Source organism: Cellulophaga sp. F20128, from assembly GCF_023015805.1.
Lineage (GTDB): Bacteria > Bacteroidota > Bacteroidia > Flavobacteriales > Flavobacteriaceae > Cellulophaga.
Genome location: NZ_JALKBA010000009.1, coordinates 106,597 through 129,375, shown reverse-complemented (window position 1 = coordinate 129,375; position 22,779 = coordinate 106,597). Strand labels below are relative to the sequence as shown.

The window sequence follows — 22,779 nt, the reverse complement described above, 5'->3', positions numbered from 1 at the left end:
GAATGTTAATTGTATTTTTCAAAAAATAAATTTTAAAACAAATGAGGTATCTAGCGTTAGTCGTAATTTTTGTCTTTTTTATTGCCTGTAAGAAAGAGAAAAAAGCAGCTGTAAAAGAGGAGGTAAGTAAAGAAGCAATTGTAGTGTCAACTACCAGTAATTATCCAGATAAATTGCAACAAATATTTGATGCACACGGAGGGGTGACCAATTGGAAAAAGATGAAAACCTTAGTTTTTGATATTCCTAAACCAAATGCAAGAGAGGTACACACCGTAAATTTACAAACAAGGCAAGATAAGGTTCAGGCACCAACGTATACAATGGGTTTTGATGGGTCTAAAACCTGGTTGTTAGATGCAGAGAATAACTTTAAAGGTGATGCTGTATTTTACCATAACCTAATGTTTTATTTTTATGCAATGCCTTTTGTCTTATCAGATGATGGTATTGAATACGGTGCTGCCGATGATTTTATTTTTGAAGGAAAAGCATATCCAGGGATTAGTATTAATTTTAATCCAGGAGTAGGGACATCATATAAGGATAAATACTATATTTATTTTGATCAAGAAACCCATAGAATGGCCTGGTTAAGTTATTCAGTTAGTTATAGAAGTGGAGAGTCATCAGATAATTTTAGTTATATTCATTATAATGATTGGCAAACTATAAGTGGATTAGTATTGCCAAAATCTATAACGTGGTATAAAACTGAGGATGGTGTGCTTACGGAACCAAGGAACACCGTTTCTTTTGAAAATGTTGTGTTAGGTAAAGATGTACAACCAAATACTTTCTTTAATAAACCGGAAGCAGCTGTCTTTGTTGAGGGTAAAGTGCAGAATTAAAAAGAAATAGTTACATAAAAAATCCGTCTAAAAGTGTTTTTTTAGACGGATTTTTTATGTAATTCAATTGGTTATTGATCACTGTATTTCTTCATATACCTTTTGTGAAGTTCTGTTTGATGTGTTTCTAAGGAAACATTACGTCCGTCAATAAAAGCATGCAATAGTTTATTGGTACGCATATCTAAGGCATCCCCTTCAGAGATAAATAAAGTGGCACTTTTGCCAACAGCTAAAGTTCCATGTGATGCTCCAATTCCTAAAATTTCTGCGGTGTTTTTAGTGATTAATTGTAATGCGGCTTCCTTTTCCATGCCATAGGCGATTGCCTGACCAGCATAAAAAGGCAAGTTTCTATTTTGAAAATTCGCCTCTCCGTTATTTTGAATACCAACCAACAATCCGGCATCTGTTAATAATTTAGCCATCTTATACGGTAAATCATAATCATCATCATTACTATTAGGTAGGTTATGCATAGCTCTAACCAATACTGGGATATTGTGCTTCACTAGAAAGTCTGTTATTTTGTATGCGTTATAACCCCCTACTAACACTAAATTATCAATTCCGCTATCTTTTAATGTTGAAACAGCATCAATGATTTCCTTTTCACCATCGGCGTATACATATAATTTTTGATTGCCGTTAAAAAGACCTTGCATTGCTGCAAATTCTTGATGTAATTGTTTGTTAGTGGCATCCGTATAGGCTTTGGCATTTGTAATAAATTCTACAATGCTAGCGATATTTTTTTTGTATTCTTTATTGGGCTGCATCCCTCGAGGTTCACCCTGCCAGAAACGACCTCTTCTGTAGCTGTTTGGCCAGTGTAAGTGAATGCCATCATCTGTTTTAACAGCGGCGTCTTCCCAGTTCCAAGCATCCAACTGCACTACAGAAGAAGTACCTGAAATAACACCTCCTTTGGGTGCTATTTGCGCCATAAGCACACCATTGGGTCGCATGCTTTCTATTACTTTAGATTCCGAATTATAGGCGACAATACTTCTGATATGTGGTATCATTCCACCAATTTCCGCCTGGTCATTACTCGCTCTTACGGCATCTACCTCTACAAGTCCTAAAACGGTGCAAGCAGCAATAAAACCTGGGTATACATGTTTTCCTTTGGCCTCTATAATTTTTCCTTTACGTGCAATTTTCATTCGAGCATCGCCTACAAATGTGAGTTTGCCATTTTCAAACATCAATAGCGAGTTTTCTATTACTTGTCCATCACCTAAATGAGCAATAGCGCCTTCAATAGTGATAGCTTCTTCTTGTAGACTGCCAGGGGTTTGTTGTGCCAGCCCATTGGTAATAAAGCAAAATACGAGCAGTATGTATATAATATTTTTCATTTCTGTTTTTTTTATGTTGTCTATTAGGTTTACCATTCTGTATCCATTGTATCACAATGGAATTTAGGTTTTTGTTTCATAATAGGCTTTTGTGTGGGCTTGCCGCCATCCTTTTCTTCTAACATCATAGCGATAAGTTTATTTCGTTCTGATTTAATGGATGCTCTCTGTTGTTTGTCCTTTTCTAAGTCAAAATAAACAACCCCTTCAATTAGTGTTTTTTCAGCTTTGGCATACACAGATAAGGGGTGATTGTTCCAAAGCACTAAATCTGCGTCTTTGCCTTCCTTAATACTACCCACCCGCTTGTCTATATGAAGCAATTTCGCAGGGTTAATGGTGACCATTTTCCAAGCTTCTAATTCCGTCATATCACCATACTTTACTGTTTTTGCAGCTTCTTGGTTTAGTCTTCTAGACATTTCAGCATCATCACTGTTAATTGCAACAGTAATTCCTTGACTTTGCATTATGGCTGCATTGTAAGGTATGGCGTCGTTTACTTCAAATTTATAGGCCCACCAGTCACTAAATGTAGATGCTCCTGCACCGTGTTCTTTCATTTTGTCTGCTACTTTGTACCCTTCTAAAATATGGGTAAAAGTGTTTACGGTAAAATTGAATTTTTCAGCAACTTTTAATAACATATTAATTTCACTTTGAACATAAGAATGACAACTAATAAAACGTTCGCCATTTAAAATTTCGGCAAGAACCTCCATCTCTTCATCGTAGCGGAAGGGTTGCCCGCTTTTTTTCTTTTCATCGTATTCTTTGCCACGTTGAAAATAGTCGATAAACATTTGTTCAACACCCATTCTCGTTTGTGGAAAACGAGAATAACTACTCCAGTTGGATTGTTTTACATTCTCTCCCAAGGCAAATTTTATAAATTTAGGGGAATTGTCATAGATCATTGTATTTGCATTTTCACCCCATTTTAATTTTAGCAAGGCAGAGCGACCTCCAATAGGATTTGCGGAACCGTGTAGTAATTGGATGGTGGTTACACCACCGGCAAGGTTGCGGTAAATATCTACATCCTCATTGTCAACAACGTCTTCCATCTTTACTTCGGCAGAAGAATTTTGTCCGCCTTCATTTATGCTCAAACCTGCAATATGCGAATGCTCATCAATAATACCAGCGGTTAAATGTTTTCCTGTTGCATCTACAACTGTTGCTCCGCTAGCTCGTAAATTAGTTCCTATTTCAGCAATTTTTCCATTTTTAACTAGTACATCTGTATTGGTGAGAATACCAGCTTCTTCGCTAGTCCAAACGGTAGCATTTTTAAATAAAATATTTTCTTGGGTAGGCTTTTTGGCATAACCATAGCCAACATTAGGATAGGTAACGGGCACTACTTCTGGTGCGTTATCTTCCTTGCTTTCTTTCTTTTCTTTCGCTTTGGCATCTGCAATCCTAGAAGCTACAAAAGAAGATTCTTCTCCATTTGCAACGATAAGTCTACCGCTAATGTCCGAAGAGTTTGAAGCGACCAAGCCAGTCATTCTATACTTTTTTTCACCCTCATCTGTTGAAAAGGAAAGATCGATCCAATCTTCATTATAGGAAAACTTAGATTTTATAGTGGTAGAGTCTTGTTTTAAAATAGCGCTGGGTTTTTCTGCTTCTCCGGTAATGGATAGCTTATAGGTAGTACCCGCTACAACCAAGTTGTATTCGCCACTGATGTCTTTTATATCTTTATTGGTAATGATGTTTTTTTGTCCTTGAATCCAATTCTCATATAGCGTTGTGCTCTTGTCAAAAATATCCCCCGATGTAATTAAAAAATTAGCATAGGTACCTTGTTGTAAAGAGCCAATTTGTTCTGATTTTCCTAAAATTTTTGCTGGTGTAGTTGTTAGGGCTTCTAAGGCTTTTGTTTTAGATAATCCATATTCAATAGCTTTTAATAGGTTTTCCTTAAAGGCAGCAGGTGATTTTAGATCATGTGTTGTAAAAGTAAAAGGAACCCCGTTATCTGACAATACTCTAGGGTTAGAAGGCGCCTGGTTCCATTTCCTCATATCAGCTAATGACACATAACTTGCTTGGTATGGGTTAGAAACATCATATGCATTTGGGAAATTAATAGGTACAATATAGGTAGCATTGGTAGCTTTTATATCTGCAATGCTTTCGTATTCATTGCCACCAGCTAAAATTACATATTGTATGTTATTAGCGTCACCAATTTTATCTGCTCTTAGAGCATGACCCTTATCTCCAGCTGTGAATATTTGAACTAAACTTTTATTCTTGTTCAATGCTTCTAATGAAAGATCTTTTGTATCGCTGTTTCCTTGTGCATACCAATCTGCATCAGCGTACATTTGGCGTAATAGTGCCAATGAACCCATTAATGATGAAGGGTAGGATTGATTTTTTACCACACTTTTAGACAATGAAAAGTATTGGGCAGAGGTATCATCTAGAATACGATCACCGTCTGTGCCGTCATCGTTAAGTGCTACAAGTACTCCTGTTCCGCGAGCAATACCGTCTTGCATGTGAGTGTTTACAACACCAAATCCTGCTTTTTGGTATTCTGCTGCCTTTTTAGAATCGAACTGAAATGATGTAAGAGCGTTTGTTTCGGGCATGATATGGTCGTTCCAATAATAACCCTGTCTAGAAGCTTCATATTGCGCAGACCTTCCGCCAGAACTTTTAGGTTTTTCAATACCAAAATCGGAATAGAGATCAATAAAAGATGGGTAAATAGATTTCCCTTTGATATCTATAGTAATAGAATTTTTTGGGATATTAACGCGTTTACCTACTTGCACTACCTTGCCATTTTGAATGAGCAAAGTGCCATTTTCGACAATTTGAGTTGGTGTTACGTAAATTTTTGCGTTTGTAAATGCCGTGTAATTGTTGTTTTTAGATTTTACACCGGTGTTTGTAGGGAAATAATCCTGTGCAAACAACGTAGCACTTGCCAAGAATAAGGCAAGTGATAAAAGTCGTATTCTCATATCATTTTTTGATTAGTTAATTAGTCCGTCTAAAGATATGGAAACCTTGTAATGGAGAATTGTAATGAAATGTTAAAATTGTTAACATTTTGGATGAACCTAAGTAGTATTCTATAGTTAAAGCAAGCAGTTATAAAGGGTTTTTCATATGATAAGAAACCAATAGGGATACTATCCTGCTATAGCTCTTTATGCCATCTGCCTGATTGTTTGCCTTTAAGAAGGTACTGTAGATTGTTTTCATAGTTGGTTCTAAAGGATTGTTGTACGTCATCCAAAAGTCACTCAATTCTTGGTAGTTTTTTTTAACGCCTACATTAAGCTTGGCGTACAATGTGTTAAATAAGGCTTCATCGTTATACCTAATATCACTTAAACAATAGCTAAGCGCATAAGAATACGCAGCATATTTAAAATAGATATCGGTATTGTTAGCAGTGACAAGGTAGCCAATGAAATTGGTTTCGTTTTCCGCGGAATACCCAATTTGGTGTCCTGCTTCATGACCTGCAATCACAGGAAATCGGTACAGTGGTATTTTTCCATTTACCTGCGCTTCATTAGTAAAAGGATTTAGGTATCCTCCATATCCAGAATAACTTAGGCCTGTACTAAAAAGCGAAGTTTTTAGGCTAGAAGGAGTATAGCTTAAAAACGGATATTTTTGTTCCAATTGGGTATACCCATCCATAGTATGCTTAAAAATTTCTGCTTTGGTATAGGGAATGACAACTCTCTTGGTAGTGTCTTGGGTTATCGTATAATGAATAGTATTTGTTTTCTGTACCAGTAGATTTACAAAATCTTCCAATTCAACTAAGGTATGGCTGTTCTTAATTTGTAATGTTTTGTACAAAGGTTCGCGGTAATAATTAAACCCCCATGTAATATGGAATGTAAAATAAGCGATAGATAAAACCACAGTTATATTCCTTAAAAAGGATAAGGGTTTATGCTTTATGTAGTTGCGCTTTACAATGATATAGCGCACTGCTATTAAAACTAGTAGCGCATAGAGAATATCGCCAACAGAAAATGGAATCCATCCTAAAACAAATCGAAAAAATGTAGCTGTGTATTGGTAGATGCCATTACTATAATACTGTTCAATAAAGTCGGGGTAATTGGCCAGCCATTTTACCATTACAATTTGAATGGGTAGCAATAGTGCAATTCCGTTTTTTAATTTATTGTTCATTCTGTCAAAAGTAGGGAATATCAATATATAATCATTTTCTATTGTGTAATTTTGATGTTTAGAAAACACAATGAGATGAGTAAAACAATAAGAGAGTTAGAACCAACAGCAGTTTGGAATAAATTTGCAGATTTAAATGCTGTACCAAGGCCTTCTAAAAAAGAAGATCAAGTTATACAATTTATGGTAAACTTTGGGGCATCATTGCAATTAGAGACCATAAAAGATGCGGTTGGTAACGTCATTATTCGTAAACCTGCTTCACAAGGTTTGGAAGATAAAAAAATGGTGACCTTACAGTCTCATTTAGATATGGTGCATCAAAAAAACAATGATACTGTCTTTGATTTTGAGACGCAAGGAATACAAATGTATGTGGATGGTGACTGGGTTAGAGCAGAAGGGACAACCTTGGGAGCCGACAATGGAATGGGAGTTGCAGCTATTATGGCGTTATTAGAAAGCACAGACATTCCTCACCCACCCCTTGAAGCATTATTTACCATTGATGAAGAAACGGGAATGACCGGTGCAATGGGTTTAAAGGGAGGTGTTTTACAGGGGGATATTCTTTTAAACCTAGACACGGAAGAAGATGATGAAATAGACATTGGTTGTGCGGGTGGTGTAGATGTTACAGCGAGAAGAAGTTATGACACAGTAGCTGTTCCAGCTAATTTTATAGGGTATAAAGTAACTGTTAAAGGCTTAAGTGGAGGCCATAGTGGTATGGATATACACCGTGGATTAGGTAATGCCAATAAAATTATGAATAGGCTTTTGTACACTATTAGCCAACAGACAGGTACTTGTATTGCAACGATAGATGGTGGTAGCTTGCGAAATGCCATACCGAGAGAAAGTAATGCGGTACTTGCCATTAAAATTACAGCCGATTTTTTAGAGAATTTTGAGTCTTATGCGCGTTCAATAAAAGAAGAGTTGAGGTTTACAGAACCAAAACTACAAATTAGTATTACCGCAACAGACTTGCCTTCCACTGTAATGGAAGCAGATGCACAGGGTAAATTATTACGTGCAATGTATGCTGCTCATAATGGAGTGTATGCAATGAGTGCTAGTATAGCAGATTTGGTCGAGACATCTAACAATATCGCTAGAGTAATAGTCAAAGACGGAGCTATAAAAATAGGATGTCTAACAAGATCTTCTGTTGATTCCGGTAAAATGGATTTGGCAAATGCCTTAAAATCGGTTTTTGAATTGGCAGGTTTTGAAGTAGAATTTAGCGGGAGCTACCCCGGGTGGAATCCTAATCCAGATTCTGCTATTTTAAAAGTATTAGCGGCACAATATGAAACTGTTTTTGGAATGAAACCAAAGGTTGTTGCTTGCCATGCAGGTTTAGAATGTGGTATTTTAGGTCAAAATTATCCCGAAATGGATATGATTAGCTTTGGTCCAACCATAAAGGGTGCGCATTCACCAGATGAACGTGTAAGTATTTCTTCGGTTCAAAAATTTTGGAAGTTTACCTTAGAAGTATTAAAAAATAGTCCAGCAGCTTAAACTAAAAATCACCTTACCAGAAATATTTCTAGTAAGGTGATTAAATATTTCTTAACTTTAAAAGAATCAATAAAAGTAAAGTTATGGGAATAAAAAGTTTTCAAGGACCAAGAAAACCGGTTTCTCCTACGGATGTTGCATTAAAAGTGTGCGACTATATGACGCGCAAACTAATCACTTTTAAACCAGAGCAGCCCATAGAAGAAGTCATAGAAGCTTTAATTCAGTATAAAATTTCTGGCGGACCGGTTGTCAATGATAAAAATGAACTTGTTGGAATTATTTCAGAAGGAGATTGTATTAAACAAATTAGTGAAAGTAAATACTACAATCAACCCTCTGAAAAAGAAATCGTGGAACGGCATATGGTTAAAGATGTTGAAACCATAGATGGAGAAATGAGTATTTTTGATGCTGCAACTAAATTTATTACGTCCAAAAGAAGGAGGTTTCCTATTTTAGAAAACGGGAAACTTGTGGGGCAAATATCTCAAAAAGATATTTTAATAGCCACTATGGCATTAAAATCGCAAAACTGGAAATAATTATTTGGTAGCTGCGGTATGTATGGCTTCTAGTAAACCATTTTTATCGGTGGTATCCCCTCCTAATTGCCAAAACATAATGCCGCCAAGGGTGTTGTCTATGGCATATTTTGTTTTTAATGCTACTGATTTTGGATCGTCATATGATATAAAAATACTATCCTTTGCATTGTATAAATATGGAGCTTTGGCAATACTGTCCCAATACCTGATATATCCATTTTTATTTTCAAAATTTTCTCTAATAGTACTGTAAGAACCTGCACTGCGGTATGCCCCGTTGTTGGGTTGGTATAGCCCATTTAAAGCAGGTGGTACACCTTGCCAGGCTCTGCCATAAAATGCTCCGCCAATAATAATTTGTTCCGGTTTTACACCTTGCTCAATACAATAGGTAATAATCATTTCAGCGGATGAAGGCTCATAATCTTTGTTTTGAGCATATACGGCCGTTCCTGCAGGGGTACCTATGATGTCACGTTTGTTTATCCACCCCAATGCGGTATGATGGGCAGTATATGGAGAACCATCCGTTACCTGATCATAGGTCATAATGTTCATATAATCAACATACTTCATTACGTCATGAAGGTCTATGTTTTTATAATAAGGCTTCCATCCGGCGGATGCAAAAGTTAAGGTCATGGGTCTATTCAGACGATCAAGGTTCTCTCTTAATTCTTTCATTAATAATGTAAAATTCGTTTTGTCATGAACACTAGACTTGGTTCCTGCCGCTGGTATACCTGGATACTCCCAATCAATATCCAATCCGTCTAATTGATACGCTTCTATAAATTGAAGGGTGCTGTTTATGAATTTTTTCCGACTCTTTTCGGAGCTGGCCATTTCAGAAAATCCATCTGCTCCCCAACCACCACATGCAATCATTATTTTGATTTCTGGATTTCTGTGTTTTTGTAAAACAACTTGTTTTAGTTTTTTGCTATTGTCTGGGTTTTTAAATTTCATTTCCCCATCTATGATGTGGGAAAAAGAAAACAATAGGTGTGTAAGTCTTTCAACTGGTATTTTTTCTGGTTGAAATTTAGCCCTAGGCATGTAATAGGCCATAATAGCTACTGCTGTTTTAGTAGTGTTTTCTATTTTCTTTTGTTCTTTACATTGCAACAACGTAAAAATGAGAAGTACCAATGGCATTTTATAAAATATCTTTAAGCCCATAGAATTGTAGATAAGCGTTGGTTTGCTGTGTAATTTAGACAATTAGTTTTGAACAAAAAAATAGAGCCACCTCGGTACGAGGTGGCTCTATTTTTTCAGTTATAGTTGCAAATATTATTCTACAATCCCTGTAATTTCTAGGTCGAAAATTAAATCGGAATTGGGTGGAATAGGACCACCACCTTGGGCACCATATCCTAAATGAGGAGGAATGAATAAGCGAACCTTATCACCTACTTTCATTCGTAATAAACCTTCTTTAAACCCAGCTGTTAACCTAGATTCGGGGCTGTATTCCATTGGGTACGGATTCATATCACCACCGTGCATATTGTTAATTTGTTCAAATTTTCCAAATTTCTTAGCTATTTCACTATCTGTAGTATCAAATAAAACACCATTAGATAACCAACCTGCATAATTTACCAAGGCTTTTTGTCCTATTTTAGGTTTGGCTCCTTTGCTTTCATTTAAAACTAAAATCTTAAGTCCTGATGGTAAAACCTCTGCTTTTTTAATTTGTTCCGCTGTTTCAGCAGCAAAGGCATCTTCTACTTTTTTAGCTTCTATTCGTAAAGCTTCTAATTTTTTCTCTTCTTCTTTCTCTTCTTCAAAGTAGTTTTTCATAACCTCTACGGCGTCAAACTTTTTTGCTGCCTTGCCGTTTCTAATGATGTCAATTGTGGTGATTACAACATCTGTTACAGGTCTATCATTTGCACCTGTTTCCACAGTTGCAATGGAGTCTACAACATCTAATCCAACAACTACTTCACCAAAAACAGTATGTCTGCCATCTAAAAAAGAAGTTTCTTTATGTGTGATAAAAAATTGACTTCCATTGGTTTTTGGTCCTGAATTTGCCATAGATAAAATTCCTTTTTTACTATGACCTAAAGAATCTACAAATTCATCTTTAAATTTGTATCCAGGATTACCACTACCGCTAGCTGTTGGGTCGCCACCTTGAATCATAAAATCTTTTATGATTCTATGAAAAATAATACTGTCATAATATTTTTTCCCTTTAAATTCTTCGCTAACGAAGGGGTTTTTCCCTTCAGAAAGGGAAACAAAATTAGCTACAGTAACAGGAGTTTTTTCAAACTCTAGTTTTACCACCATATCTCCCTTATTGGTTTTTATATTCGCATATAAACCGTCATCTAAATCTGCATATTGTCCAGATTTACAGCTAACCATTGTTACAACAGCAGTTAATAAGATTAGAAAATTCTTTTTCATTTTTACTTTTTTAATTGTTTTAATTTTGAATACTATCTTTATTTTTCTCGATGTTAAAAATAGAAACCGTTGCCTTTAAGGGAATATTGGTTCCAATTTTTTTATTGTCTCCGTGATATCCATACCCTAAAGATGACGGGTATAGAAATGTTGCGGTTTCATTTACTTTTAAAAGTTTTACACTGGTGCGCAGCCCTAAAAATAAATCTTGTTTGTCTACTTTGTATTTGAAAACACCTATTTCTTCCATACTATAAATAGTGTCATTGTTAAAATCTACCAAATTGTAGGTCATAGTTACCAAATCCTCTGATTCTGGCAGGTAGGTTTCTTCCTCATTTTTTACATCGTAATAGAACCAAGATCCGTTTGGGCTATGGGTATAGTTGTGTACGGTATCTCCTTTTATTATGTGTGCTATCAGTTTTTCTTCCTTTGCTAATAAGGCTTTATTTCGCGCTATAGACTGTTTAAAATAACTGCCAGTTTTTACTTTTATTGGACGTCTTGCTTCTGGGCCATCGCAGCCTATAAAGCAGAGAACCACTAGGATGTAAAAAAACTTCTTCATTCTTTTAATTTGTCTTTGTAATTGTCTAATAAACCAACAAACCTTGCTGTCGTTTCTTGTAAAGTTTCATCGCTCTTTCCGCCAGCTGCATTGGTATGACCGCCACCTTGAAAATGTGCTCTTGCGAATTCATTCACAGAAAACTCTCCCTGAGATCTAAATGAAATTTTTACGATTCCTTCTTCCTTATTTTCAATAAAAATTACTGCAAATATAATAGAGTCTAGTGTAAGTCCATAATTTACGATGCCTTCGGTATCTCCTTTTTTAAAATTGAATTGGTCTAATTCAGCCTGACTAAGCGTAATATAAACCGTATTAAAGTCCTCAAGTATTACCATGTTTTTAAGAGCACAACCTAATATGTGCAACCGACTCGGTGAATTGGTGTCGAACACTCTATTGTGAATAGCCAAGTTCTCTGCACCTTTGTCTATTAAATCTGCTACAACTCTATGTGTTCTGCTTGTCGTTGATGAATATTTAAAAGAACCTGTGTCCGTCATAATTCCTGTATACAAGCAGTTGGCTATGTTTGCTGTTATTTTGGAGGTGCTGTCTAGCGCTTCAATAAAATTATAAACCATTTCGCAGGTAGAACTCATGCTTACATCAGAATAAGTGACTTTGGCATAATCAGCAGGTTCCTGGTGGTGGTCTATCATAATAAAAGTAGCCTCGGCCTCCTCTAAACTTTTTTGCATGGAGCCAACCCTTGATAAATGATTAAAATCTAAGGTAAAAATTAAGGTTGCCGCATCTATATGACTTTTAGCAGATAATGTGTCCTTTTCAAAAATTATGATTTCCTCAAAACCGGGCATCCATTTTAAAAATTTTGGAGAATCATTGGGAGCAATTACAACGGCTTCATGTCCTAAGTTTTTTACATAATGTAGAAGGCCTAAAGTTGAGCCAATGGCGTCTCCATCAGGATTTTTATGGGGAATGATAACTATTTTTTGGGTAGTGCTCAATAAGGCTTTTACCACAGATGTATCTTCTAAATTCATAGCTGCCAAAGATAGTGTTTTTAGTAAATGCTCAAAATAAGATCCTACTTTTCTAATGGAAAGTAATAGACGAGGAGGAGAATTGATTTAAAATACCTTATAATCCAAAAAATATCCTTAAAATTGAAAAGATATTTTAAAAACTTTTTGCCTTGAAAAAAATCCTTTTTATACTGGGGTGGCTGCTTGTTATTACAGCTTGTAAAACCACGAAACCGGTTCAAAATAATAGTTCAGATAAATGGAAGTCTGATTTTACAATTGCTTTTGGTTCTTGCAACAAGCACAACGTTTCTAATCTTTTATGGGATGATATTATAGCTGTGCAGCCCAATATTTGGATATGGGGTGGGGATATTGTTTATGCAGATACTGATAATATGGATAAACTAAGGTCTATTTATACTGCCCAGAATTCTGTAAAAGGGTACCAAAGGCTAAAGGAAATCGTGCCCGTTATTGGTACTTGGGATGATCATGACTACGGATTACAAGACGGAGGTGTGGAATTTGCCGCCAAGCAAGAAAGTCAGCAAGAATTTTTAGATTTTATGGGGGTTCCAAAAGATAGCCCCCGGAGAAATAGGGAAGGTGTTTACGCAGTGCATAATTATGATTTGCCTGAAGGCAAAATTAAAATTATAGTTTTGGATACCCGTTATTTTAGAACTGCACTCACACCATCTTCAAAAACAAAAAAGAGGGTACAGCCTAATGTGTATGGACAAGGAACCATTTTGGGAGAACGGCAATGGCAATGGTTAACGGAAGAGCTTACTAATTCTAAGGCTCATTTTAATATCCTTGTAAGTAGTGTGCAGTTTTTGTCTAACAAACATGGATTTGAAAGTTGGGGAAATTTTCCGCATGAGGTAGATCGACTGCGAGAATTAGTGGTAGCCACAAAGGCAAAGGGCGTAATGGTGCTTTCTGGAGATAGACATATATCTGAGTTTTCTAAAGAAGAAATTAATGGGTTAAAGTATCCATTGGTCGACTTTACAAGTAGTGGGCTTACGCATACTTATACCGGTTTTTCTGGGGAAGAAAATCCGTATAGGGTAGGGGAAGTAGTTTTTGTGAAGAGCTTTGGTACTGTAGATTTTAGCTTTAAAACCAATAGCGTACATTTAAAAATGATCGGTGATGGTGAAAAAGTACTAGGGGAATTGGATCAGGCTTATTAGGTTTTATTAGGATTATGGTGAAATGTTGTAAATACAAAGTCTATAGTATGACGTACAAGGTTCAATGTCTAATATGAAAGGCTATTGATCAACAGAGAGCAGTGGATGTATTTTTGTTGTAGTATTTTGCATTTTCACCCCACTGCCGTTTACTACCTTTTATCTTTATTTCTTGTAGGTTGATTTAAAAGGATTATTTTTGCACAAAAATTAAAACAAGATGATTACGAACAGAACTTTTACAATGATTAAGCCAGATGGTGTAGAAAATGGTCACGTTGGTGCTATTTTAGAAAAAATCACATCAGCAGGTTTTAAAATTGTAGCAATGAAGTATACACAGTTAAGCAAAAGAGATGCAGAGGCATTTTATGCTGTACATAATGAGCGTCCGTTTTTTGGAGAGTTGGTAGAATTTATGACCAGAGGTCCTATTGTAGCGGCTATTTTAGAAAAGGATAATGCAGTTGAAGATTTTAGAGCTCTTATTGGTGCTACTAATCCAGCTGATGCCGCTGAAGGTACTATTCGTAAATTGTATGCAACTTCTATAGGAGAAAATGCAGTTCACGGTTCTGATAGCGATGAAAATGCTGCTATTGAAGGTGCTTTTCATTTTGCAGGAAGAGAAATTTTCTAAGTAAAATTAAACAAAATTAAGAACCCATAGTATCTCCTGATACTATGGGTTTTTTTATGAAATTTTTAAAAAGAATAGGTGTTTTAGGAGGCAACTTTAAGGGCAACCGTCATTGAAGAAAGTGCATACTTAGGCTCTCGCTTTTCTTTTTCGGACAAGTTGTTGTAATGTATCTTAACTTCTTTAGCCTGACAGGAAGAAATGGAAAGCACAATAAAAACAATAAATAAACTTTTAAAGGGTTTGTGGTCGATTTTAATATGGCAAGATGGTTTGTTGTTTTAAACTAACGGAGCACTAATTTTGTCACTACTTCTTTACCCAAATCTTCATTGATCATTTTGATGATTTTAGATATTCCATGGCTCAATTCTTCTCGTAATACGGAAGAGGTTAAAGAAACAAACAGGGTGCCGTTACGCAGCTCTACTGCTGAGGTATAGTTGTTAACGCCGGCGCCCATCAGATTTTTCCAAGCTAAACGCGTATCTACAACGTTTATTCCTCTTTCTAGCCTATTTTCTTTGATAAAATCTTGTAAGACTGCTCCTAAGGGTAGGTTTTCGTTTTTTCGTTTTGCCATTATGGATGAAATTCTATGGGTTTGTAACGCAGGTATATATACGTTGTTTGCTCTTGGTCTTTTACAGAAAAAGAATCTTTTGTAAGGCTTAGGATTTGTTCTTCCCGTTGCGTAAAGTCGTTCTTGTAATTTAGGATGAAGGTACCGTTTTTTTCATAGATAGTTAGGATGTCGGAATCATTGTTTGTGTTAAAACTTCCTCCAATATTAGGTTGAACTTTTTTTCTAAGTCCCTTCAGTCCATCAACCTTAAAAAAATCAATCGTTGAACTTGCCTTATACGATTTGCTGTTGCCGTCCTCAAAAATTACTTCACTAATTTCCCAATAACCATTGAGTAACGGTAAATCTTCCTTTGTAACGGTGTCCTTACACCCAGTCAGCAATGTTATCAGTATGATAAAAGTTAGTTTTTTCATTTTATAATTTGAATATTTTATAAGTCTGATGTATGTTTTTTACAATGTTTTCAGTTCGGTCTGCGTGGGTATCGCTAATAAATATCTGACCGTAATTCTCATTATCTACTAAAGATACAATTTGTGAGACCCTGTTTTCGTCTAATTTATCAAAAATATCATCTAAAAGTAGAATGGGTGTGGTTTTTGCCTGTGCTTTAATAAAGTTAAATTGGGCAAGCTTTAAGGCTATTAAAAAAGATTTCTGCTGTCCTTGACTACCAAACTTTTTAACGGGGTATTCATCAATTTCAAACGATAAGTCATCTTTGTGCGTTCCTACACTTGTGTATTGTACAGCCCTATCCTTGTCTAAACTTTCTTCTAGGAGTTGCAGCATATTTTTTTCTAATAAGGTGCTATTGTAGGTAATGCCTACCTCTTCCTTGGCGTCAGAAATGGCCGTGTATTGCTCTTTAAAAATTGGAATAAACGTTTCTAAGAAGGCAAGCCGTTCTTTGTGAATAATACTCCCGTATTCCTGCAATTGCTCATTGTACACACTTAAAGTGGTCTTGTCAAAGGTATGGTTAAGGGCAAAATATTTTAATAGTGAATTTCGCTGTAGCAATACTTTGTTGTACTTTAATAGCGCTTGTAGGTATCCTTTGTTAGATTGTGAAATGACTCCGTCAATAAATTTCCTTCGGGTGTCACTCCCTTCTAAAATAAGATCTCTATCTGCAGGAGAAATAATAACCAAAGGTAAAAAACCAATATGATCAGAAAATTTGTCATAAGCTTTGCCATTTCGCTTAATTATTTTTTTCATTCCTCTTTTTAGGCTGCACACAACTTTTTCATCCCTATCTTCTTTTTGAAAATGCCCCTCTACGACGAAAAAATCTTCGCCGTGTTTTATGTTTTGAGTCGCTATGGGATTAAAGTAACTTTTGCCAAAAGAAAGGTGGTAAATAGCATCTAGAATATTGGTTTTTCCTATGCCGTTATTCCCGACAATACAGTTTATTTTAGCGTCGAAATCAAATTCTTGTGAATCAAAATTTTTGTAATTTAAAAGTGATAATTTCTTTAGAAACATTCGGTTTATAGCAGGTTTTATTTTTGAAATTTAAGAGAAGACGCAAATTATTGAAAAATAACGAATAAATAAGGTTTTAAATTTCAATAAAAACTTTATTTTTGCGCGATTAATAAAATGAACTATGGCTACATATAAAAAGCGCGGTTACAAACCAAAGACGAAAGAAGAGGAAGTAGAACTACAGGAACAGGAGAGTACAACTGCTGAGGTTTTTAACACTTTAGATGAAGGAGCATCCAAAACGGAGGAATGGGTAGCAGGTAACCAAAAAGCCATTTTAGGTGTTATAGGTGTTATAGCTATTGGTGTTTTAGGGTATTTGGCATATGTTAGTTTTGTACAAAATCCAAAGACGGAAGCGGCAAACAATGAAATGTATTATCCACAACAATATTTTGATGAGGCATTGAACAATGCGGCTGTAAATAAAGATTCTTTATTCAATCTAGCCTTAAACGGTTCAGAAGGTAAATACGGTTTTTTAGACATCATACAAGAGTATAAAGGAACGAAAACGGCTAATTTGGCAAGTTATTCTGCTGGTATGGCGTATTTAAATATGAAAAACTACCAAGAAGCCATAAATCATTTGGAAGATTTTAGTTCAGACAATGTTACTTTAGGTGCTTTGGCTAAAGGAGGTATTGGAGATGCATTTATGCAATTGAACCAGACTAAAGATGCTTTGGGTTATTATGAAAAAGCAATTTCACAAGGCGAAAACGGGTTTACAACACCTAGATTTTTACATAAGGCTGGTGTTGCCGCTTTAGAATTAGGTGAAAATGCAAAAGCTTTAAAATTCTTCCAAAGAATAAAGGATGACTATCCTTCTTCGCAAGAAGCTTCAACAATTGATGTGTTCATAGGAAAAGCAAAACAATAAATAGTATGGCTACGGCTACTAAAAATTTATCGGCTTACGATAAGGCAACAATCCCAAATGCGAAAAACATTCGATTTGGGATTGTTGTTTCTGAATGGAACACAACTATAACAGAAGGACTTTTTAATGGAGCGCTAGCTGCATTGCTAGATTGTGGCGCTCTCAAAGAAAACATTATTCGTTGGAATGTTCCTGGTAGTTTTGAGCTTATTCACGGAAGTAAAAAAATGATAGCTACCCAACCTGTGGATGCCATTATAGCCATAGGAAGTGTAATTCAGGGAGAAACAAAACATTTTGATTTTGTTTGTAGTGCAACTGCACAAGGCATTAAAGACCTTAATGTACAAACAGATACCCCGGTTATATTTTGTGTGTTAACAGACAATACACTGCAGCAAGCTATAGATAGAAGTGGAGGAATTCATGGAAATAAAGGGGCTGAAGCGGCCATAGCCGCCATAAAAATGGCAACTTTAGGTAACTAGTACTTTTCTATTTCTTTTTTTAAACTTGACGAAATGACTTGTTAACAAATTTTGGCACAGTATCTGTGCTATTATTTTTGATTTTAAGTACCTTTGGTATTCTAGCATTATGGGAAAATTACGTCAGAACAAATCATATAATTATTCACCTCGTTACTTTGATGATAAGGGGGAAGGAAATCCGTATAAAATTGAACATAAATTAGATAAGTACCGTTCTACTGTTGGCCCAAAGCAAGGAATAAAGGGCAAGTTTGGAAATGCTATTTCTGATTTGCGAAAAAAAGGTGATAAAAATGTAAAGATTAGAATGGTTATTATTTTAACTATTTTGGTTTTGGCTTTCCTTTATATAATAGATTTTGATCTATCAATATTCTCCATAAAAAAGTAATGGCAGATATTATTAAACTTTTACCAGATCACGTTGCCAATCAAATAGCAGCGGGCGAAGTTGTTCAGCGACCAGCATCTGTGGTAAAAGAATTGCTAGAAAATGCAATAGATGCCGGAGCCACAAGAATTAAGTTAATTGTAAAAGGCGGCGGTAAAATATTGATACAGGTTGTAGATAATGGTGTTGGTATGAGTACCACAGATGCCCGTTTAAGTTTTGAACGCCATGCTACCTCTAAAATTCAAAGTGCTGAAGATTTATTTAATTTAAATACAAAAGGGTTCCGTGGAGAAGCCTTGGCTTCTATTGCGGCAATTGCCCATGTAGAACTGCAAACAAAAACGGAAGATGAAGAAGTAGGTACAGCAATACATATAGAAGGGAGTACCATTATTTCACAAGAAGTAGTAGTCACTCCAAAAGGTACTTCTATTGCTGTAAAGCACTTGTTCTTTAATATTCCGGCACGAAGAAATTTTTTAAAGTCCGATTCTGTAGAATTACGTCATATAACAGACGAGTTTCATAGAGTGTCCTTGGCGCATCCGGCCGTAGCATTTCACTATTACAATAATGGAAATGAGTTGTTTAATTTACCAAGTTCCAATTTTAGACACCGTATTGTAAATATTTTTGGTAAAAAGACCAATGAAAAACTCGTTCCTGTAGAGGAAGAAACACAGGTGGTTACTATTTCTGGTTTTATTACAAAGCCAGAATTTGCTAAGAAGAGCAGGGGAGAGCAATATTTTTTTGTAAACAATAGGTTTGTTAAGAGTCCGTATTTGCATCATGCTGTATTGGCTGCTTTTGAAGGTTTGATAAAGCCTGGTGCTCACCCAGGTTATTTTTTAACCTTAGCCGTAGATCCGGCATCAATAGATATCAATATTCACCCTACTAAAACGGAGATTAAATTTGATGATGAACAAACCTTATACGCTATTTTAAGGTCTACCATAAAGCATAGTTTGGGTCAGTTTAATGTTGCCCCTACATTGGATTTTGAACACGACAATAATTTAGAAACTCCTTATGATTATCGCAATAAAAGTGCCGTAATTCCTAAAGTTGAGGTCGATGCTTCGTTTAATCCGTTTGCAGATGAGAAATTAGATGTCTCAAGATCTCGGCAAAATAGCGGGGTACCAAACTATAAAAAACAGAGCTCCCAAAGTTGGGAAGGTTTGTATGTGGAAAATACGCCAGAAGTAAGTGGGATGCCAAATTTTGATGGCCTTAGTTTTGAATCGGATGTAAGTACAGGTTCAATTTTTGAGGATGAAAAAGGGAATTTAGATGCTGCGGCAATAACGTTTCAACTGAGACGAAAATATATTATTACCACTATAAAATCGGGTATGGTTGTGATAGACCAAGGTAGGGCACACCAGCGTGTATTATATGAGAGATTTTTGAGAAGTGTTACGTTAAATGAAGGGGTGAGTCAGCAATTGCTTTTCCCTATTCAACTGTCATTTTCTTCCTCAGAAATAGCAATCCTTGAAGAAATAAAAGATAATTTAAGCACTATGGGATTTGTTTTTGGAGAAATAAGCACTGCAATGGTTGAGATAAATGGAGTGCCGCCGTTGGTAGCAGAAGCCGAAGTTGTTTCTATTTTTGATGAATTAATGGCAGATTGTCAACAGAATGTTGGGGGTGATGGATTTTCGCAGGCAGATGTGTTAAGCAAGGCCCTGTGTAAATCATTAGCCGTTAAAACTGGGGATGTATTAGATGTTATATCACAGGCTGCTCTGGTAAACGATTTATTTGCGTGTACGGAATCTATTTTAAGTCCGTTTAACAAGCCAATTTACATTACCATTACAGAGAATGATATTGATAAAAAGTTTATATAAATGGGTAGATTAACAGATACAGTAAAACATATAATCATAATAAATGTGATTTTTTTCTTGGCTACCCAAACTATGGGCGACCAAATGTACCAGTGGTTTTCATTGTGGTTTCCTAAAAATGAAAATTTTCAGCTGTGGCAAATTGTGTCTCACATGTTTATGCATGGCGGGTTTATGCATATTGCTTTTAATATGTATGCCTTGTATGCCTTTGGAACACCCTTAGAACAAATGTGGGGAAAGAAAAAGTTTTTATTTTTCTATTTTTCTGCAGGTCTGGGTGCAGCATTTATTCACACAGGAGTTAACTATTATTATTTTAATGAAGGATTAAATGCCATAGTAGATTCGGGCATTCCCAAGGAACAAATTATAAGGGTAATTTCTGAGGGGAAATACATGCCAGATTGGTACAATATGGCATCTAAAAGTACAATTGATAACTTTTTGGGGGCATATAACACACCGGCGGTAGGTGCTTCTGGTGCCATTTATGGCGTTTTGGTCGCTTTTGGGATGTCGTTCCCGAATGCCGAATTAATGATGATATTTTTACCAATTCCTATAAAAGCAAAATATTTTATTCCAGTTTTAATTGGATTGGATTTATTTTCTGGAGTAACAGGTTATTCATTGTTTGGTGGGGGTATAGCCCATTTTGCACACGTGGGTGGTGCATTGTTTGGCTTTATAATGATGTGGTATTGGAAAAAAAATCAGTTTAATAATAATCGTTGGAATTAGTATGAGTGGAACTTTAAAATATCAATTTCAACGGTTAAATGTTGCTGAAAAATTAATAGCAGTAAATGTTGCTATTTTTTTAGTGTCATCAATTGTTACAGTACTTTTTAGATGGCCCGGCCTAGTAACCTGGTTTGAATTGCCCAAAGACTTTTTCGCTTTTATTACCCAACCATGGTCACTAATTACCTATTCCTTTTTTCATAGTGGCTTTGGACATATTTTCTGGAACATGTTAATGCTTTACTTTTTTGGAAAGACCTTTTTAAACTTATTTAACGGCAAAAGATTTCTAAATGTTTACTTTTTGGGAGTTATAGCTGGCGGATTATTGTTTCTGATAGGCTACAATGTATTTCCAGCACTTATAGATATTAATGCCGCCTTAATAGGTGCTTCTGCCGGTGTAACTGCTATACTTATTTTTGTATGCGCCTATTTACCCAACCAAACAGTGCGGGTTTTAATCGTAGATTTAAAACTGTGGCATATTGGAGCAATCGTAGTGCTAATGGATTTATTCCGTTTATCTACAGGTCAGAATGTCGGAGGAATATTAGCGCATTTGGGTGGTGCTGTATTAGGTTATGCTTATGCCAAACAATTGCTAAAGGGTAAAGATATTGGTGCGGGATTTGGATCATTTACAGATAGCCTTGTTCAATTGTTTACCAAAGAGAAAAAAGCCCCTATGAAAACAGTTTATCGCAGCAAAACACCCAAATCTAATGTGTCTGGAAAAACGGATCGCAAAAAGGCTGAAAAGCAGCATAAAATTGATGCCATTTTAGATAAAATTAGTAAATCTGGTTATGAGAGTTTAACCAAAGAAGAAAAGGACTTTTTATTCATTGCAGGGAAGGGAGATCAGTGAAAAATATTTCGTTTATAAATAAAGTTCTTTTTGTTTTTAACTACGTTGTTGCCTTCTTGTTGTGTGTGGCCTTTTTAGCACCTTATGTATCTGTTAAAACAATACCGTTTCTATCTATTTTTAGTCTTTCTGTGCCCTTGTTGGTACTAGCCAATATTTTATTTTGTTTGTATTGGATAATACGAAGAAATAAAAGACTAGTTCTTTCGGCCATTGTGTTGATTTTTGGCTATTTTCTATTAGATTCTTTCTTAAAGTTTCAATTAGAGGAAGATAACATACCTACTGATGATCTAAAGATTATGAGTTATAATGCCAGAGGTTTTAATGTAAATAACTGGAATAAGGACAATACAATTGGGGATCAGATTATAGATTTTGTGATTAGTGAAAATCCAGATATTATTTGTTTCCAAGAGTATAGTAGAACGAGAAACAATCAGCTAAAAAAGAACTTTAAATATCAGTTTATTGCGCCAGACTTCAAAGTTAAAAAATCGGTACAGGCAATTTATTCGAAATACCCAATAATAAGTACCGGTGAAGTTCCGTTTAAGAATACTAGTAATATTACTAGTTATGCAGATATTTTATACAAAAAGGACACCTTAAGGGTCTATAATTTACATTTAGAGTCTTTAAAGGTTGTTCCAGAGCTAAATACCATTTCTAATGAAGAATCTTCTAAACTATATGGTCGTATTACAAAGTCCTTTATAAAGCAACAGGAGCAAGCGCAATTAATTGAAAAGCATCGGTCTACAGTATCCTATAGTACCATTGTATGTGGCGATTTTAATAATAACCAATACTCCAATGTGTATAGAACGGTAAAAGGTGACTTGCAAGATACGTTTGAAGTAAAAGGGACATCCTACGGACGGACATATAATTTTAGGTATTATCCAGTGCGTATCGATTTTATTTTAGCAGATCATAGGTTTGAAATTACTGCCCATAAAAATTATGACATCAAATTATCCGATCATTTTCCGGTAATGGCAGGATTACGAATGCATTCCAATAGGTAAACAATTGAAATTTGGTACCTTGGATAGGCTTGGTCTATTTTTTAATTGCATTCTATTTGTGCTTACTAGCGATTGCAAATTCCCCCTTT

At 35.6% G+C, this 22,779-nt stretch carries 22 protein-coding genes; 12 read left to right on the top strand and 10 right to left on the bottom strand.

All coding sequences use genetic code 11. The features are described 5' to 3' along the window. The first annotated feature begins 41 nt into the window (after positions 1 to 41). Entirely contained in the window at positions 42 to 851 is an 810-nt protein-coding gene (locus tag MWU65_RS10615; RefSeq protein WP_247077806.1) for a DUF6503 family protein, read from the top strand. A gap of 71 nt (positions 852 to 922) precedes the next feature. Here the strand turns inward: MWU65_RS10615 and MWU65_RS10610 are convergent, their stop codons facing one another. The 3 genes from MWU65_RS10610 to MWU65_RS10600 all read right to left on the bottom strand — a co-directional run bounded on the left by MWU65_RS10610 (position 923) and on the right by MWU65_RS10600 (position 6,403). After that, complete coding sequence (locus MWU65_RS10610) at positions 923 to 2,215, bottom strand: amidohydrolase family protein (protein ID WP_247077804.1); 1,293 nt, start codon at positions 2,213 to 2,215, stop codon at positions 923 to 925. A gap of 29 nt (positions 2,216 to 2,244) precedes the next feature. Next, entirely contained in the window at positions 2,245 to 5,205 is a 2,961-nt protein-coding gene (locus tag MWU65_RS10605; RefSeq protein ID WP_247077802.1) for an amidohydrolase family protein, read from the bottom strand. A 130-nt stretch (positions 5,206 to 5,335) separates the two neighbouring features. After that, a complete protein-coding gene (locus MWU65_RS10600; protein WP_247077800.1) occupies positions 5,336 to 6,403 on the bottom strand; it encodes a DUF3810 domain-containing protein in 1,068 nt (355 codons plus the stop codon). A 75-nt stretch (positions 6,404 to 6,478) separates the two neighbouring features. Between MWU65_RS10600 and MWU65_RS10595 the strand changes: the two genes are divergently transcribed. Together MWU65_RS10595 and MWU65_RS10590 are read left to right on the top strand one after the other, a co-directional pair. Next, positions 6,479 to 7,933, top strand: a complete 1,455-nt coding sequence (locus MWU65_RS10595) for an aminoacyl-histidine dipeptidase (RefSeq protein WP_247077798.1) — start codon at positions 6,479 to 6,481, stop codon at positions 7,931 to 7,933. Between the two features lie 83 nt (positions 7,934 to 8,016). Further along, positions 8,017 to 8,478 (top strand): CBS domain-containing protein, encoded by a 462-nt coding sequence (locus MWU65_RS10590; protein WP_247077796.1) that lies wholly within the window; start codon positions 8,017 to 8,019, stop codon positions 8,476 to 8,478. Here the strand turns inward: MWU65_RS10590 and MWU65_RS10585 are convergent, their stop codons facing one another. The 4 genes from MWU65_RS10585 to MWU65_RS10570 form a co-directional block, all read right to left on the bottom strand. Further along, positions 8,479 to 9,705, bottom strand: coding sequence for a glycoside hydrolase family 18 protein (locus tag MWU65_RS10585; protein WP_247077794.1), 1,227 nt, complete (start codon positions 9,703 to 9,705; stop codon positions 8,479 to 8,481). 72 nt (positions 9,706 to 9,777) lie between these two features. After that, positions 9,778 to 10,908: a peptidylprolyl isomerase gene (locus MWU65_RS10580; protein ID WP_247077792.1), complete on the bottom strand. Its 1,131-nt coding sequence runs from the start codon at positions 10,906 to 10,908 to the stop codon at positions 9,778 to 9,780. A 19-nt stretch (positions 10,909 to 10,927) separates the two neighbouring features. Further along, entirely contained in the window at positions 10,928 to 11,479 is a 552-nt protein-coding gene (gene gldI / locus MWU65_RS10575) for a gliding motility-associated peptidyl-prolyl isomerase GldI (protein WP_247077791.1), read from the bottom strand. Next, positions 11,476 to 12,492, bottom strand: a complete 1,017-nt coding sequence (locus MWU65_RS10570) for a bifunctional oligoribonuclease/PAP phosphatase NrnA (protein ID WP_247077790.1) — start codon at positions 12,490 to 12,492, stop codon at positions 11,476 to 11,478. The genes gldI and MWU65_RS10570 overlap by 4 nt, the downstream gene beginning before the upstream one ends. 152 nt (positions 12,493 to 12,644) lie before the next feature. Between MWU65_RS10570 and MWU65_RS10565 the strand changes: the two genes are divergently transcribed. Both MWU65_RS10565 and MWU65_RS10560 read left to right on the top strand, forming a co-directional pair. Then, positions 12,645 to 13,679 carry an alkaline phosphatase D family protein gene (locus MWU65_RS10565; RefSeq protein WP_247077789.1) on the top strand — a complete coding sequence of 345 codons (1,035 nt, stop codon included), beginning with the start codon at positions 12,645 to 12,647 and terminating at the stop codon, positions 13,677 to 13,679. A 220-nt stretch (positions 13,680 to 13,899) separates the two neighbouring features. Beyond that, entirely contained in the window at positions 13,900 to 14,319 is a 420-nt protein-coding gene (locus MWU65_RS10560; protein WP_247077788.1) for a nucleoside-diphosphate kinase, read from the top strand. Between the two features lie 286 nt (positions 14,320 to 14,605). On the opposite strand, the gene MWU65_RS10555 is transcribed toward MWU65_RS10560, so the two are convergent. Genes MWU65_RS10555 through MWU65_RS10545 form a run of 3 tightly spaced genes read right to left on the bottom strand, consistent with a single transcriptional unit; the run spans position 14,606 to position 16,402 of the window. Next, positions 14,606 to 14,902 carry a DUF721 domain-containing protein gene (locus tag MWU65_RS10555; protein WP_247077787.1) on the bottom strand — a complete coding sequence of 99 codons (297 nt, stop codon included), beginning with the start codon at positions 14,900 to 14,902 and terminating at the stop codon, positions 14,606 to 14,608. Further along, the gene (locus MWU65_RS10550) at positions 14,902 to 15,321 is read right to left on the bottom strand and encodes a hypothetical protein (RefSeq protein WP_247077786.1); all 420 of its coding nucleotides are present in this window, start codon (positions 15,319 to 15,321) and stop codon (positions 14,902 to 14,904) included. Before MWU65_RS10550 ends, MWU65_RS10555 begins: the two co-directional genes overlap by 1 nt. Position 15,322: 1 nt before the next feature. Continuing rightward, positions 15,323 to 16,402, bottom strand: a complete 1,080-nt coding sequence (locus tag MWU65_RS10545) for a DNA replication/repair protein RecF (RefSeq protein WP_247077784.1) — start codon at positions 16,400 to 16,402, stop codon at positions 15,323 to 15,325. A 124-nt stretch (positions 16,403 to 16,526) separates the two neighbouring features. Here MWU65_RS10545 and MWU65_RS10540 point away from each other — a divergent pair, with 124 nt between their 5' ends. From MWU65_RS10540 to MWU65_RS10510, 7 genes are all read left to right on the top strand, one after another. Further along, positions 16,527 to 17,291: a tetratricopeptide repeat protein gene (locus tag MWU65_RS10540; protein WP_247077782.1), complete on the top strand. Its 765-nt coding sequence runs from the start codon at positions 16,527 to 16,529 to the stop codon at positions 17,289 to 17,291. Positions 17,292 to 17,296: 5 nt separating this feature from the next. Further along, positions 17,297 to 17,779: a 6,7-dimethyl-8-ribityllumazine synthase gene (ribH, locus tag MWU65_RS10535; RefSeq protein WP_247077781.1), complete on the top strand. Its 483-nt coding sequence runs from the start codon at positions 17,297 to 17,299 to the stop codon at positions 17,777 to 17,779. A gap of 109 nt (positions 17,780 to 17,888) precedes the next feature. Then, on the top strand, positions 17,889 to 18,173 hold the full coding sequence (locus MWU65_RS10530) for a riboflavin synthase subunit beta (protein WP_247077779.1): 285 nt from the start codon (positions 17,889 to 17,891) through the stop codon (positions 18,171 to 18,173). Next, positions 18,173 to 20,041, top strand: coding sequence for a DNA mismatch repair endonuclease MutL (gene mutL / locus MWU65_RS10525; RefSeq protein ID WP_247077777.1), 1,869 nt, complete (start codon positions 18,173 to 18,175; stop codon positions 20,039 to 20,041). The genes MWU65_RS10530 and mutL overlap by 1 nt, the downstream gene beginning before the upstream one ends. Continuing rightward, positions 20,042 to 20,785 carry a rhomboid family intramembrane serine protease gene (locus MWU65_RS10520; protein WP_247077775.1) on the top strand — a complete coding sequence of 248 codons (744 nt, stop codon included), beginning with the start codon at positions 20,042 to 20,044 and terminating at the stop codon, positions 20,783 to 20,785. A gap of 1 nt (position 20,786) precedes the next feature. After that, positions 20,787 to 21,659, top strand: a complete 873-nt coding sequence (locus MWU65_RS10515) for a rhomboid family intramembrane serine protease (RefSeq protein ID WP_247077773.1) — start codon at positions 20,787 to 20,789, stop codon at positions 21,657 to 21,659. Beyond that, positions 21,656 to 22,690 carry an endonuclease/exonuclease/phosphatase family protein gene (locus tag MWU65_RS10510; protein ID WP_247077771.1) on the top strand — a complete coding sequence of 345 codons (1,035 nt, stop codon included), beginning with the start codon at positions 21,656 to 21,658 and terminating at the stop codon, positions 22,688 to 22,690. The genes MWU65_RS10515 and MWU65_RS10510 overlap by 4 nt, the downstream gene beginning before the upstream one ends. The last annotated feature ends 89 nt before the right edge of the window (positions 22,691 to 22,779 follow it).

Excerpts from the sequence above, each read along its gene's own strand:
- MWU65_RS10615 (WP_247077806.1), top strand. The coding sequence starts at position 42 with ATGAGGTATCTAGCGTTAGTCGTAATTTTTGTCTTTTTTATTGCCTGT.
- MWU65_RS10610 (WP_247077804.1), bottom strand. The coding sequence starts at position 2,215 with ATGAAAAATATTATATACATACTGCTCGTATTTTGCTTTATTACCAAT.
- MWU65_RS10605 (WP_247077802.1), bottom strand. The coding sequence starts at position 5,205 with ATGAGAATACGACTTTTATCACTTGCCTTATTCTTGGCAAGTGCTACG.
- MWU65_RS10600 (WP_247077800.1), bottom strand. The coding sequence starts at position 6,403 with ATGAACAATAAATTAAAAAACGGAATTGCACTATTGCTACCCATTCAA.
- MWU65_RS10595 (WP_247077798.1), top strand. The coding sequence starts at position 6,479 with ATGAGTAAAACAATAAGAGAGTTAGAACCAACAGCAGTTTGGAATAAA.
- MWU65_RS10590 (WP_247077796.1), top strand. The coding sequence starts at position 8,017 with ATGGGAATAAAAAGTTTTCAAGGACCAAGAAAACCGGTTTCTCCTACG.
- MWU65_RS10580 (WP_247077792.1), bottom strand. The coding sequence starts at position 10,908 with ATGAAAAAGAATTTTCTAATCTTATTAACTGCTGTTGTAACAATGGTT.
- gldI (WP_247077791.1), bottom strand. The coding sequence starts at position 11,479 with ATGAAGAAGTTTTTTTACATCCTAGTGGTTCTCTGCTTTATAGGCTGC.
- MWU65_RS10570 (WP_247077790.1), bottom strand. The coding sequence starts at position 12,492 with ATGAATTTAGAAGATACATCTGTGGTAAAAGCCTTATTGAGCACTACC.
- MWU65_RS10560 (WP_247077788.1), top strand. The coding sequence starts at position 13,900 with ATGATTACGAACAGAACTTTTACAATGATTAAGCCAGATGGTGTAGAA.
- MWU65_RS10555 (WP_247077787.1), bottom strand. The coding sequence starts at position 14,902 with ATGGCAAAACGAAAAAACGAAAACCTACCCTTAGGAGCAGTCTTACAA.
- MWU65_RS10550 (WP_247077786.1), bottom strand. The coding sequence starts at position 15,321 with ATGAAAAAACTAACTTTTATCATACTGATAACATTGCTGACTGGGTGT.
- MWU65_RS10545 (WP_247077784.1), bottom strand. The coding sequence starts at position 16,402 with ATGTTTCTAAAGAAATTATCACTTTTAAATTACAAAAATTTTGATTCA.
- MWU65_RS10540 (WP_247077782.1), top strand. The coding sequence starts at position 16,527 with ATGGCTACATATAAAAAGCGCGGTTACAAACCAAAGACGAAAGAAGAG.
- ribH (WP_247077781.1), top strand. The coding sequence starts at position 17,297 with ATGGCTACGGCTACTAAAAATTTATCGGCTTACGATAAGGCAACAATC.
- MWU65_RS10530 (WP_247077779.1), top strand. The coding sequence starts at position 17,889 with ATGGGAAAATTACGTCAGAACAAATCATATAATTATTCACCTCGTTAC.
- mutL (WP_247077777.1), top strand. The coding sequence starts at position 18,173 with ATGGCAGATATTATTAAACTTTTACCAGATCACGTTGCCAATCAAATA.
- MWU65_RS10520 (WP_247077775.1), top strand. The coding sequence starts at position 20,042 with ATGGGTAGATTAACAGATACAGTAAAACATATAATCATAATAAATGTG.
- MWU65_RS10515 (WP_247077773.1), top strand. The coding sequence starts at position 20,787 with ATGAGTGGAACTTTAAAATATCAATTTCAACGGTTAAATGTTGCTGAA.